This window comes from Pseudomonas sp. 1152_12, assembly GCF_052850675.1.
Genome location: NZ_VXCW01000013.1, coordinates 151,915 through 164,229, shown reverse-complemented (window position 1 = coordinate 164,229; position 12,315 = coordinate 151,915). Strand labels below are relative to the sequence as shown.

Annotated in this window: 10 protein-coding genes; 1 reads left to right on the top strand and 9 read right to left on the bottom strand. The window is 58.3% G+C overall.

The annotated features are described in order from the left end of the window. Positions 1 to 639: 639 nt before the first annotated feature. From FW764_RS23060 to FW764_RS23045, 4 genes are all read right to left on the bottom strand, one after another. Complete coding sequence (locus FW764_RS23060; RefSeq protein ID WP_446435870.1) at positions 640 to 1,203, bottom strand: acyltransferase; 564 nt, start codon at positions 1,201 to 1,203, stop codon at positions 640 to 642. 544 nt (positions 1,204 to 1,747) lie between these two features. Then, a complete protein-coding gene (locus FW764_RS23055; protein WP_446435869.1) occupies positions 1,748 to 2,116 on the bottom strand; it encodes a hypothetical protein in 369 nt (122 codons plus the stop codon). Between the two features lie 55 nt (positions 2,117 to 2,171). Further along, the gene (locus tag FW764_RS23050; protein WP_446435868.1) at positions 2,172 to 2,771 is read right to left on the bottom strand and encodes a hypothetical protein; all 600 of its coding nucleotides are present in this window, start codon (positions 2,769 to 2,771) and stop codon (positions 2,172 to 2,174) included. Between the two features lie 944 nt (positions 2,772 to 3,715). Further along, the gene (locus FW764_RS23045) at positions 3,716 to 4,195 is read right to left on the bottom strand and encodes a hypothetical protein (protein ID WP_446435867.1); all 480 of its coding nucleotides are present in this window, start codon (positions 4,193 to 4,195) and stop codon (positions 3,716 to 3,718) included. Positions 4,196 to 4,492: 297 nt separating this feature from the next. Here FW764_RS23045 and FW764_RS23040 point away from each other — a divergent pair, with 297 nt between their 5' ends. Beyond that, positions 4,493 to 4,789, top strand: coding sequence for a putative quinol monooxygenase (locus FW764_RS23040; protein WP_446435866.1), 297 nt, complete (start codon positions 4,493 to 4,495; stop codon positions 4,787 to 4,789). A gap of 2 nt (positions 4,790 to 4,791) precedes the next feature. Here FW764_RS23040 and FW764_RS23035 read toward each other — a convergent pair whose 3' ends face one another. Genes FW764_RS23035 through FW764_RS23015 form a run of 5 tightly spaced genes read right to left on the bottom strand, consistent with a single transcriptional unit; the run spans position 4,792 to position 12,313 of the window. Then, complete coding sequence (locus FW764_RS23035) at positions 4,792 to 5,841, bottom strand: hypothetical protein (RefSeq protein ID WP_446435865.1); 1,050 nt, start codon at positions 5,839 to 5,841, stop codon at positions 4,792 to 4,794. A gap of 12 nt (positions 5,842 to 5,853) precedes the next feature. Further along, positions 5,854 to 7,662 carry a hypothetical protein gene (locus tag FW764_RS23030; protein WP_446435864.1) on the bottom strand — a complete coding sequence of 603 codons (1,809 nt, stop codon included), beginning with the start codon at positions 7,660 to 7,662 and terminating at the stop codon, positions 5,854 to 5,856. 3 nt (positions 7,663 to 7,665) lie between these two features. After that, positions 7,666 to 8,952, bottom strand: coding sequence for a hypothetical protein (locus tag FW764_RS23025; protein WP_446435863.1), 1,287 nt, complete (start codon positions 8,950 to 8,952; stop codon positions 7,666 to 7,668). Between the two features lie 18 nt (positions 8,953 to 8,970). Next, positions 8,971 to 9,891 (bottom strand): hypothetical protein, encoded by a 921-nt coding sequence (locus tag FW764_RS23020; RefSeq protein ID WP_446435862.1) that lies wholly within the window; start codon positions 9,889 to 9,891, stop codon positions 8,971 to 8,973. A gap of 58 nt (positions 9,892 to 9,949) precedes the next feature. Then, positions 9,950 to 12,313 carry a hypothetical protein gene (locus tag FW764_RS23015; RefSeq protein ID WP_446435861.1) on the bottom strand — a complete coding sequence of 788 codons (2,364 nt, stop codon included), beginning with the start codon at positions 12,311 to 12,313 and terminating at the stop codon, positions 9,950 to 9,952. Positions 12,314 to 12,315: the final 2 nt, after the last annotated feature.

The window sequence follows — 12,315 nt, the reverse complement described above, 5'->3', positions numbered from 1 at the left end:
ACGGTCGCACCGAACCTCCTGTAAACCCGCTTGGTGATCTCCTGTTTGCTGTGGCCGAGCAGCAGGCTGGCATCCCCGATATCTAGGACTTCTGAAGCTGCCTTGGGCCGGATGTCGCGGAACTGAAACCCTTCAATCTTTGCAGCTAGCTGCGGGTCGCTAGTTTCGAAAGCGCTTTACTACGCTCTTTTCCGAGCTTTATCCCGGCGCAAACGCACCATCCCCTTCGTCATCCGCTTCCCATGCCTGTTGATCATAGGTACATGGATGGATTGCAGGCATTCCTTTCGGTAATCTCCCTGACCAGTCCCCCCAGACTATTTTCTCTCCCTCCTGCTTCCGTGCACTGTACTCCTCAACCTCTGTGGCCAGCAGCCCGGATGCTGCTGCCACATTTCGAGTGGGAAAAGGTTGCGAAGTCGCTATAAGAGCTGTCTTTTGCAACCAGTCCGCAAAAAAACCAGGTGCCCAGCCATGACCATAACCCAGCAGCACTTGGGGTAGATTCTCCAGAACACTGGTCGCCAAGCCAGCTTTTTTGTTTGCGTGTTGAACGCGGCCATGGGCCGGAATGCGATTGTTGGGTGCGCCAAGGGTAGGGCATGCAATTCAATATGCTCAAGCGAGCGGGCGGGCGAATTAATTGAGCTCCGAAGCAAGGTACTCGGTTTCAAGATCAAGAAGGTCACGTCTTCTGTTCTTAATGCGCTTGGCAGGAATGCCAAAATATATTCCCCAGGGCTCGGTCGATTTTGTAACCATCGACATCGCCCCTACAGAGCACCCCTCAGCGAGGTCTACGCCTGGAAGCACGATTGAGTTGGTGCCTATGATGACGTGCCGACCAATATTGATCGGGCTTTTGGTTTCGGATTTGTAGGTGCTGGGGACGGTTGGGTTTGTCAACGTTTTTCCCGAGTAATCATCTGATTGAGTAAACACTTGGCACCCATAAGCCAGGCCGGAAAAGTCTTCCATCGTCACTCCTGACTCCCCCCCGGCCACGTTGCTGAAAATAGCAATGTGCACGTTCCGGCCCAGCGTCACCGTTCCTGAGATCACGCAAAAATCATCGATGCGGCTGTTGTCGCCAATTGAAAGTTGATCGCAATTGTAGAGGGAGGCTTTGTCGCTGATCTTCACATTCTTGCCAAGCTTCTTGAAACCCATTTCCTTGAGTTGAGTATCTGTCAGAAATGCCATATGGCTGTCCCCCTGTTGGCAATGTCAAAAATCCTGTCTTTATACAGGGCACTAATGCTAAGCGCGAGTGGGCCGAGGAAACCCTCTGTTCGCAAAAGAGGTGCCGATGCCGTATAGAGATGCGACAAAATCCAGCGGTACTTTTCGTTATAGTTTGAGGTCGTTCGATCAAAAACTGCTCGTCACCCGTCCGGTATTAATAGCTCTATTGGACGGGACTAATGGGATGATTCCAGCCTTTTCATTCGCTGGGACTTTTTGCCATCAATCGCGACCATGTCGCCAGCAATAAGTGTGGCGCCGCGACAAATGGCTAGCTTTTCACTCAGCCTGAATCGCGGGATTTTTTACAGGGTTTCCCCGCTTACTTGAACAAACCACCGATTGTGTTGAGCGCCTCCGCTGCCTTGTTCACGTTTTGCTGGCGCCGCCGATTCGGTTGCCAGCCAGCACCCCGATAACTGACGACCACAAAGGGCCAACGAGCCCAGCTATTGCGCCGGGTTTTGCAGGGCGTGTGGCGATGAAAAAGCCTGTCGCGTGGTTAGGATGATGGGTAGGCATCGGGGAACCAGCGTTGTGCGAGTTTGACCTTGATCTGCAACGACTCAAGCGCTTTCTGGCATTCGAGCGCACGGTCTGCGGCGTTTGGGATGTTGGGCCAGTTATTTTCTCTAGAGGCTACCTGCTGATAGGCCGCTTCGTATTCCTCACTGGGGCCTGCGATGAGCCTGGCTGCCTTCACATAGTCGGCCGCAAGGTCGGCGGGCACAGCCCCGCAGGTGAATTTTGCCCGGGAATACATCAAAGCATCGGTTGCCCCGGTTAGTTTTCCGTCGAGTGGGGGCGTTGCGGCCACCGACAGCGTGGGGAAGGCCAGCAGCGTAGCGATTATCAAGGTGCGTCCGTTCATTGCAATCTTCCTGAAAATTTAAAGTGGGGCGTTCTACCGCCTCTGCGGATTCAACTCAGCAATTGAAAACCGGTGCATAGCGCTCTTCGCGTTTCTTGAAGTGAATGGGCGCCATGGGGACTTTCTCGCCATTCACGAAAATATCCGCAAAGGTCAGGGTAAAATCGTCGATGTCGTCGTTGCTCAATGGTATGCCGTGAGTGCCCGGGCTGAATGTTTGCCTGGGATCGAAGCCGGTTTCCAGTTGCTTGACCGTTATCGGGTAAGTCTTACCGGACGCCAATTGCACGGTGACGACCGGCGACGCGGCGCTGACCCAAAGCGGAGTGTCTGCGCTGGGATGTCGCGGATTATAGAGGCGGCCAAACAGTCGAAGTTCCGGCTTCACTGAATGCTGTTTGCTCCGCCAGCTGTAGGTGCCCGGCGGTGCCACATACACCAGCAGGTGAACCCCATTGAGTTCTGCAGATAACGGCTCAAAGCTCATCGCAGCTTTTGGGCCGGGGCAGGTTCGGCTGAGCAGGGCGTTCTTACCGATAGAAGAGTGCGGATGCAGATAGGGGCCGGTGCTGCATCCCGCGACCAGTAGCAAGAACGAAGACAGAAAGTATTTGTGCATCAGGCCAAGTCCATTTGCTGAGGTGAGGGCGGGCATTAAAGCATCTCCTTCTTGTCTGAAGGCCCTGTGATGACTCGACTCAATAGGCAACCCGTCTAGATCAATGGTTTCACGACGATTCAGGGTTGCCACCTGCGGTTTTGATCGCTAACCTGAAAATGTTTGAATTGTTACGAATAATTTCGGGTGCAGCCTTATTGGGGTTGTGCGACTTCAGGACGAGGAACGAAAGATGTTTTCACACGAAGGTCCCGCAATAGAGCTGTTGTTATTTATTTTTAGCTTGGCAGGCCTGCTTTTGCTCGTCTGGGTTATTCACCATTTATACGAGCGAAAGACCGGGAAAGGCGTTAAAAAACAACAAAGTCGCGACGAGAGCCGCTCGACCTAGGCTGTCGCAGGACGGTGATGGCGGTTGGCTGATGCGCCTGGCCGCCAGCAAAGTGGCGCTTTTTCAACCGCTGGCGCAGGTTTTGTGGGCGATGGGTTACGCAAACACAGCGTTTTGGAGCGCAGTACAGAAGCGGCCGGAGGTCGCGAAGTGACAGGGCTGCGACCTCGACGGTTTCTCCGGCGCCCGACGAGCGCGAAAGGCTGGGCAGATAAATCAGCGCGGGCGCGGCACTGTGAAGGGGCTCGACCAATGGCCCATATCCGCAGCGTCCATTTCTGCTTTAGTGCAGCCTAGACGCTTGGCTCGCTCCAGGGTCGCCCAGATTTCGCCACCCGAGTCCGCAGGTCTCCCCTGCAGTTTGAGCACGAACGTGTGGCCTTCGACGACATTGCTCGTTCCCGCGCACTCCCGGACGCGCTGTTGTTCAGAGGTGGGCATCGGGGCATTCAGGCGGGCTTGCGCACTCTCTGAAAGTTGGGGCGGCTTGGCGCTGCAACCTGCAAGGGCAAGTGCTAGTAGGACTGGTGTTACTCGCATTTCAATTCCCTGTGTTGCTTCTATAAACCCGGTGATCGCCGGATCACTGTCATTTGGCCGCTTGAGGCTTTAGACGCTTCATCGACCATCGCACGACATCGCCCCCAGCATCGTTACCCGAGGCCCAAACTGCGGAAGTAGTGAGCGCCATCTCAAGCGTGTCACCCTGAAAGCGCCCAGTAAAAGTTTGAGTGGTGGTGGCCTGAAGAACGCCCTTATCGTTTCTATTGACGATGATTCGCTCGCCCTTTATTGAGTCGCCTTCACGGGTAAACGCGGTCGGGTGGTCAACGCCAGGATGGTCATGGGTGTAGTAAGCCCAGCGCTGCATCACCACGTCCCGAGTTTCCTTGGTCCGCCACCAGATAAACTGTTTGTCGTCCTTGAAGTAAACGTAAACCTGGTACCCGTACCGGGTGGGGTCTTCTTTCTCTGCATACCAAACCCCATCCGGCACTTGATAGCGTGGGGCGGTGGTGCAACCTGCGAGCAGCACGCCGATTAAAAGACCCAGAAATGGCTTTTTCATGAATTCCCTTTCAGTGCAGACAAGCATCACACACCGATGCTGAGGTGATTGATGGTGTCTGAATTAGAACATTTTTCTCGGCTGAGAAAGTACGGCGTTGCGATCCAAATCGCAGGCAAAGAAAAGCCCACGATGGGGGCGCGGGCTTAAAGGTGTTCGCTTAGGAGCTGAATTGAGACTAGGCGCCCAACTGTGAAAACCGCGTGAAATATGCGTGCGTATTGCAGTTTTTTGCACCAATGTCGTCAGTTCACGTACGGTGCAGGTTCCTACTCCAACCTACACAACGGTGTGTTCATGTCAGATGAAGTGCGACTTGTCGTCCTTATCAATACCCAGCCCGGCAAAGGTTCGCAGCAGCTCGCGGCGTTTGCGCAACTGGCCCCGCAGGTTCGCGCCGAGCACGGTTGCTTGCAATACGATTTACACCCGGTTGTCGGCAACAACGACAGTTTTGTGTTGATCGAGAAGTGGGCCTCCAAAGCCGCGCTGGATGCCCACCACGTGGCAGCGCACGGGGTGGAAGCGGCCAGGCACAATGCGTCTTTTCGTGCCGGGCCCGCGACCGTTTTGCGGTTAGAGGAGGCGGTGTAAGTTCACAACTGCACCCGCCGCAGCCTGCCACTCAATGGCACTACCGTATGGTCGGGCCTTGGCAGCGGTCTGCCTGTCAATCCCATACCCTCGCTCACTAACACGGCCCCCTGCACTCGACACAGGTTGGACGGCGTATCCAGACCGCGCGCGAGTACTTCAACCTGGCCACTGTGCAGGTTGCAGCGCAACAATCGCCCGCTGAATCGTGTAAAGCCGCCCTGCAATGGCTCGCCGTTCCAGTTTGGCGGCAAGGGTTGTTGCAGGTGGCTGCACAATTCCAGCACCAGCAGGTTGCCCTGCGGGCACCACGCCAACCCGGTAGGCAGTTGCAGGCCGCGTATCACCACCTCGATTTGCCCGCTGCTCGGTTGCACTCGAATTACCTGCCCGGCGTAGTCGGCAAAGTCGATGCCTTTACGGGCCGGGTCGCCGTGCAGCTCGCCGGAAAACAGGCTGATCAATACCGCGTCTGTTTGCGGTTCATACACCAGGGTGACGGGCACCGCTTCCTGGCCCTGATCCAATGCAGGCAGTTGCGCCAGCACCTGCTCCTGCTCGCTGTTGCTAAATTCGACCAATTGGTTGGTATCGGGTTTCACCGCCAACCAACTGCGTCGTGTCGGGTGGTAGCACAATGCATTCAGGTTGCCATGGCTGTGGAAAACCGGCTCGGGTGGGCTGTATTGCAGGTCGAGCAGCTTGGAGCCGCCGATATAATCGGTCTGGCTGGCCAGGCAGCGCCCGTCACCACAGGCAATGTCGGACAGCCCCATAATTTCATCACGCAGCATGCGCACCTGCATGTTCATGCTGCGAAAACCCTGGGCGACGACTTCGCTGGGCCCGTAGGCGCCAGGTTGCTGCGGGTCAGGGTGCAGCCGGCTGATGCGGCCGCTGAATGGCTGGTCCGCTGAACCTGAGCCAGCTTCCGCCAACAACAGGCTGCCATCGGCCTGCAGGCACACGCCGCGTGGGTTGAGCAAACCTTCAGCGATGAAGGTGCTAGGGCGTAGGGCTTCAATGGGTTGAGCAGGGATATGCGGGGTCATCGGGTTTGCCTCCTATTGCGGCGGCTGCCATGGGCTGCCGGTGAGATAGGCGCGCAGCAGTGCGCGCTGGGCGGGGGACATCGAGCGCACAACCGGCATGAACAGCGTGGTGCCTTTGTAGGCATCCGAGGTGCGCGCGAGGATGGCGTTTTTCGCCGCCATGATCGCGTCGGGCTGGTTCAGTGGCACGTAGCGCGACATGGCGGGGAAGGCCAGGTAGTGAAAACGCAGTACGTTGGGGTACACCTGTTCCCACGTGATGGTGCTGCCCTTGGCGATGCCGAAGTCGGTTTGCGCGTACTTGCGCAAGTTGGTGAAGAACGCGCCGTTGCTCACCCCATTGGCCGTGCAGGTCAGCGCCACAAATCCCGCCTGGGCGGCGCTGCCAGGTTTAAGCGTGACGGGAAAGCTGACGGCCTGCTGGCCAGCACTCACCGTCAGCGAACTTGGGAAGTTGAGGAAGTCGATGTATTGCTTCTGTTCGTAAACCCCCGGCGCGCTGGCGTCCAGACTGACTGTTGTGGCTTTCGGCACTGGCCCGCCGAGGTAGCGAACCTGCAAATTGATCGTCAGGCCGTTGGGGTAATCCTCCAGGTACAGGTTGCGCTGGTCGGCATACACCCGATAGATGGATTCGCTCGCGCTAAGCGTCTTGCCTGCCACCGGGTTGGGACCGGTGATCTGTAGCGGCGTGGTCTTGACTGCTTGCTGCTGGCTGGCATTCAGGGGCACGTCGACGATGCCACCGTACACGTAGTAATTGACCAACGGGCTGGCCGTTGGGTTGAGCGTTATCAGCGCGGCGGTGCCAGCTGAAATCGTCACCGGCCCATAGTTCGCATTTGGCCCGATAGGGCTGGTGATGTCGTCGCGCACGGCACGGAAGGTTTGTTTGGGAATTACATTGACCATGTCCAGGCTCAGCAAACCGTTATTGCCCAGTGCCGCGTAGGCGGCGTTGCCCGTGGATGCATTGATCAATTGCCGCCCCGGCTGACAACTCAGCGGCTCGCCGGCAAAGGCCGGCGCCAGTGTACCGATGACCCGGCCGATACTCGGGTTAGGCGTGTATTTACCGGCGGCGTAATCAGCATCGAGTTGTGCGGTGGTCATCTGCGGGCACATCTCGAACATCACGAAGCGCAAGACGATGCCTGTTGCGCCTGGCGCTTGAATGATCGCCTTGAGGCCACTGCTGTTCTTATTCCAGCTGACGATATTGCTCAGCGGGAAGGTCAGCTGGAAAGTGCCGCTGGCATGGAACGAGCCTGGCGCGTCCATCTTCGCCGGTTCCAGCACACGGGTGGTCACGTCGAAACTGCTGCACACCGCATTGCAACGAATCAGCAGCTGGATATTGTCGTTTGCGCCGATTTGCAGGCCGCCGACAAATATCTGCGTGGTGGTTGAGGCACTAGGGTCGAGGTCGACCATCATCGGGCCGGACACCGGTCCTTGGCCGGTCGCCGGGTCCACCGAGCCGAGCAGGTACACCGGCTGGCCGACCTGATCACCCGTGGTGCTGATGTTGCCGGGGTTGCCTTGGGAGCTGATCAAGGCGTTCTGCATGTCCACCACATGCTGGCCGTAATGGTTCCAGCCGCCGGCGGTGTAGTAGTTGCCAGTGGGTGCGTTGATCATGTTGTTCAACTGGTCGTCGGTGTACGACTGCGCACCGGGCGCCAGGGTTGACGTGGTCAGGTCGAAGAGCGGCCATTCCTCATTGCCGTTGAACGGAATGGTCGGCGAGTTGTTCGGCAAGCTCACGTCCGTGCGGATGCCGCCCCAGAAATTCAGTCGTGGTCCATTGAGGATGCTCATGGTCTATTCCTTGTCCGTGGCGTGAGGGGTAAGAGGCGGGTTGGCGAATTTGAACAGGTACGAGAAGTCCGACTTGAACGGGCTCTTTACCGGTGTCGCCATGGAGTGGCAGTTCATGCAACTGCTGTTGGGCTGGATATAGCTTTCCATGGTCACGTTGGCCGACAGCGCCGGGGTTGGCTGCCCCAGCGGGTTGCTCGGGTTGTTCGGCATCAACGGGCGCTGGGTGGTGATCAACTGGTAATACTTCAACACGCTGCGTTGCAGCCCAGGGTGGGTGCGGTAGTTGTTGTTCACCCAACCGGTGACGTCGGCAATCGGCGTCACGCGGTTCAGCGGGTTGGGCGTCTGGAACGTGGTGCCGGGTTTGGGGACGCAGACCAGTTGCGTGCCCTGGGTTTGCCAGTTGCACGGCGACTGGTTAAGCGCGGCAGCGGGCGCGGCCGCGTTGAAATAGGAATACGCCGTGCCGGTCACCGGTTGGTCGACCCACTGGCCGTTCACCATGGCTTTGGGCGGCACGTTTTCGACCTGCTCGAAGGTTGACCAGATCCACTGTGGGTAACCGTTGACCTTGGTGATGATGTGCAAGCCCACCAACCCCAGGTACGCCTCGCCGACACCCATGCGCTGGCCCTGGCTGTTGAACCGCGCTACGCGCGCGAACTGCGTCAGGTAATGGCTGGCATTGTCCCGGGCGGTGAGGATGCGCCAGCTGGATTTGACCTCGATGACCCCATTGGGGAAGTTGATGGTGCTGGCTTTGGACACCACATTCGCGTTGTAGAAATTGTTGCCGACGATGTAGTTGTAGGACGCTTGGTTAGCCGAGATATCGTAGTAGGTCGGGTTACCCGCCTGATCGATCAGCCAGCCACCCACCGCCTGGTCGATGGAGTTGACCAGCGAGCTGTTCTTCAGCGCCGCGATGTTGATGATGCCCAGGCTTCGGGCGGTCAGCGGGCTGTTCCACGGCCCTGGATTGGCGGCCCCCGGCAGGAAGATTTCGCTGACCGTCTTGTAGGTTTGCCACACGGTATAGCCCGAATCGCCTGGCTGTTTGCTGCAATTGGGCGTGCCACGTTGCCCGTCCTGTGCTGGCCAGTTCAAGGCGATAAACAGCTGCCAGCTGTATTGGTCGAACTGATCCTGGCTGGCGGTGGCGGCCGGTGCGCTGGTGGGCGGCTGGCAGTTGAGTTGCGTGGCCTGCGTCGACGGCTGAGGCGCTTCCCGCGCCAGGGCTGACAGGCTGACCAGCCCGAGTAACATCACACTCAATAACGTTTTCATGGCGATACGTCCTTGTGGTCAGGGGTGGCGCTGCATGAGCCGGTTCCACTGGGCCTTATGCCCGTTGCTCTGTGAAGCCGGTGGCTCAAACAATTGGCACGGCGGCGGGTTCGATGGGCACATGGCGGCCACTTGCGCCCAGGTCTGCGCTGGGTCGGGTTTGGCGATGCGAAAGTTCGTGTAGTTCTGGCTCACGATTGGCGCATTCGCGACGCTCACGTCCCCGGAAAAGAAGAACGACTGCGGCAGGCGGTAGGGCGGTTTGCCGGTCTGCTGTTGGTTAAAGGCATACCCGAACAGAATCGGCCCCGCCGGTGAGATCAGGTCCAAGGCATAGGCCTGCACACTGCCACTTAGGTTTTTGCTGCGCTCGGCGCTGTAGGGCAGGTGTTCGATAAAGTCCTGGCGCGGCGGATGGTTCATTGGTGAAAACATGCAGCAGGCCGGCATATCTTTCGGGCGGTCCTGCGGGTAGGTCAGGAAGTACGCCTTGTTACCCAGGGACACGAACGAGCAGCTGTAGTTGTTGTTCTTGATTGGGAAGATCGGCAGGCAGTACTTCTCGTAGTGCTCCATCATCGCGCCGAAACCGTCGCCGTCGGCTGGGATGTAGGTGCTGTCGTAGTAGCTGGTCCCGCGCGAGACGGTGTAGTCCGAAGGCTTGAGTGTGGAGGGTGGGTTGCTGTAAGGCGGTGGGTTGTTCTGGTAGTTGTTCATCACCCGGTACATCGTCCAATCGCTGATCCATTGCGCCGGGAAAAACGGATCGGACGGGTCGCTGGGCGCACGTTTGGCGATGCAGTTGCCGTTCTGTGCATTACAGCCTGCGCTGTTGTGCACCCCATTGGTGAAGTACACGGCGCCGCTGTCGCCCTGGGCAAACGCAGCGGAGCTCAGCAGCAGTAGCAACAGCAGTCGGTTCAAGAGGCTGGCGTTCATACAACACTCCTTTGAAAACCGGGTGACAGGCGCGTCACCCAGTGGTCCTGTTTGCGGCCTACTGGTAGTCACTCATGTTGAGTGGGATAGGCGGATAGTTGCGTTTGACCAGGGCCTGCGCCCACAGCTCCAGCACGGCGCGACGGCTTTGCGGCATGTCGCGTGTGATGGGCATGGCCAGGGTGCTTTCCTCCTGGTACTCCTTGCTGATCAACACAATCAGTTGGTCGACGGCGCCCTCGATGCGCGTCAGGTTATTGAGCGGCATGTACTTGCTCATGATCGGGTACAGGTAATAGAACGGCTGCAAGATGAACGGGTAGATGAAGGTCTCCCAGATCAGTTTGCCGGCGTCTTCACGCTGATAAATCAGGTTCCAGGCGTTGACGAAGTCCTGCTGCATCTGCGGTTCCAGCGGCAGCACGCGCAACGGTGCGAGGAAGTCGGTAAAGGCCTGGTTGAGCGGGAAGCTGAACGGAATCACCGGTGCCTGCTGACCGTCCTGCACAAAGAAACGCAAGGTCGGAAAGCCTGGCGCCTGAGCCGTGACGGTCAGGTTGGCGATGCCATTGGCGTCGGTTTGAATCTTGGTCACGCTGTATTGCACGTTGCTGTTCAGCGGGTCTTGCAACGTGCCTTGCAGGGCAATCGGGTTGGCGAACTTGAGCGTCGGGCTCAAAGCGACAGCGGCGGGTGTCGGCAGAAATTGCTGGTAGGTCACCGGCGTCGTCTGATCGGCTGACACCGCGAGTCGGGTCGCCATGAGCTGGCGGCCGGTGCCTTCGGTGATCTGGCCGAGCAGGGTGTTCGCACCGCTAAATTGCGGCAGGCACGGGCTGTTATTGGCCGGGTTCTGCGGGTCGTTGTTGAACAGCGAAAAGTCCGCCGCGTTGCTGAACGCCAGGTAGTAATCGGTGGTGCACAACATGTAGGCATTGCCGTATTCGGCCACCCACAATGTGGTGCCGGCCGGCGCAGGCTGGCCGTCGTATTGCACCATGACCTGCAGCGTCTTGGTGTCGCCCACGTCGATGAAACTGGCGCTCTCTACCACCTCGGCGGTCCACATTTGCTGGGTCGCGGCGATGATTGGCGTGGTGCCTGGCTGTTGCAATTCCAGGCTGCCCGTCTGCAATTGCGCCTGGGCTTCGACGGTCAGCGGCAGGTCGAGGATGCCGGCGCGTTTGTCGAACGCCAATTGCTGGTAGTCGTCATAGCCGAAGCTTGCCAATGGGCTGAATTGTGCGCCCTGGCGGATACCAATCTGATAGTTACCGGCTTGATACTTGGCAGCCACAGGAATGTCGGCTTTGCTGTCGATGGGATAGAACGGGAAGGCATTGCCCAGGTCCAGCGACAAGGTAGTGCCATGGGCCTGGGCCGAGATCACGCCCAACTGGACCTGGCTGGTGGTGCCCGGTGAGGTTTTGTAGATGGGCACTTTTTGTGCCGGCACCAGGCGCCGGCCCGCTGGCGCAGTGGGGAATTCGTCTTCAAACCATAGCCCCAGGCTGCCCACGGTACGGCTATAGGCCGGGTTGAAGAAAATATCACCGACGTTATCCAGCGCCTGTTGATACATAGCCTGCACGTTGGCCTGGGCTTCGGGCGTGGAGCTGTGGGTATCGATGGGCGGGTAGTTGTTGAAGATACCGTTCTTGTCGTAGCACGTCAGGTAGGTGGTAAAGCGGAACATCAGCCCCTTGGCATTTTGTTGCGCCATCTGCGTCTGCAGGTTTTGCAGCAAGGCCGAGTTGCCGATCACCCATGCCAGGTTTTCCTTCGGGAAGCACGTCTGCCACGTGGTGGTCACGTACGCCAGGCCGCCGAGGTTGGCCCAGTTGAAGTTGAGGAAACGGTCGAGCATGCGGTGCTCGCGGGTGAGCGTCAGGCCGCATTCGGCGTTACCCAGTACCAACTTGTCGAAGTACAACGCGGTGAAGGTGTTCTGCCACGGGCTCACGTCGACAAAGCGCGCCGGGGAATTCGGCGCGCCGCCAAACGGATTGCCGAGCAACTGATAACTTTGATTGATCAGCGGGTCCTCGCTCACATAACCACCGTCAGGCAACTCGCCGCCGGTGATCACCGACTGGGTCTGGTTGTAGCTCACGGTGCCGCAGGCGTTGTCGCCGAACAGGTTCCATTCGCCGGGGATCATCGGCGAAGTCAGCTGCCCGGCATTGCCCGGCACCTGCATCACGTAGTCGGGTACGGCGGCGGGTGCCAGTGGCGCGATGGTCCACGGCAGCAGGTTGCTGGCGGCGTTCAGCGGCGTGATCTTGAAGGCTTCCAGGAACCGCCAGTTCATCTGCATTTTCACCGCATCGTAGAGCGGGTACATGTCGTTATTGTTGGCGGTCGGCGGGTTCCAGAACATATGGCCGCCCAGGTAGATACGCGGGAAATTCAATACGCTCATGT

What these genes read in the sequence shown, in the direction of transcription:
- FW764_RS23030 (WP_446435864.1), bottom strand. Translation starts at nt 7,662, where the DNA reads ATGAGCATCCTCAATGGACCACGACTGAATTTCTGGGGCGGCATCCGC.
- FW764_RS23060 (WP_446435870.1), bottom strand. Translation starts at nt 1,203, where the DNA reads ATGGCATTTCTGACAGATACTCAACTCAAGGAAATGGGTTTCAAGAAG.
- FW764_RS23020 (WP_446435862.1), bottom strand. Translation starts at nt 9,891, where the DNA reads ATGAACGCCAGCCTCTTGAACCGACTGCTGTTGCTACTGCTGCTGAGC.
- FW764_RS23045 (WP_446435867.1), bottom strand. Translation starts at nt 4,195, where the DNA reads ATGAAAAAGCCATTTCTGGGTCTTTTAATCGGCGTGCTGCTCGCAGGT.
- FW764_RS23015 (WP_446435861.1), bottom strand. Translation starts at nt 12,313, where the DNA reads ATGAGCGTATTGAATTTCCCGCGTATCTACCTGGGCGGCCATATGTTC.
- FW764_RS23035 (WP_446435865.1), bottom strand. Translation starts at nt 5,841, where the DNA reads ATGACCCCGCATATCCCTGCTCAACCCATTGAAGCCCTACGCCCTAGC.
- FW764_RS23050 (WP_446435868.1), bottom strand. Translation starts at nt 2,771, where the DNA reads ATGCCCGCCCTCACCTCAGCAAATGGACTTGGCCTGATGCACAAATAC.
- FW764_RS23040 (WP_446435866.1), top strand. Translation starts at nt 4,493, where the DNA reads ATGTCAGATGAAGTGCGACTTGTCGTCCTTATCAATACCCAGCCCGGC.
- FW764_RS23025 (WP_446435863.1), bottom strand. Translation starts at nt 8,952, where the DNA reads ATGAAAACGTTATTGAGTGTGATGTTACTCGGGCTGGTCAGCCTGTCA.
- FW764_RS23055 (WP_446435869.1), bottom strand. Translation starts at nt 2,116, where the DNA reads ATGAACGGACGCACCTTGATAATCGCTACGCTGCTGGCCTTCCCCACG.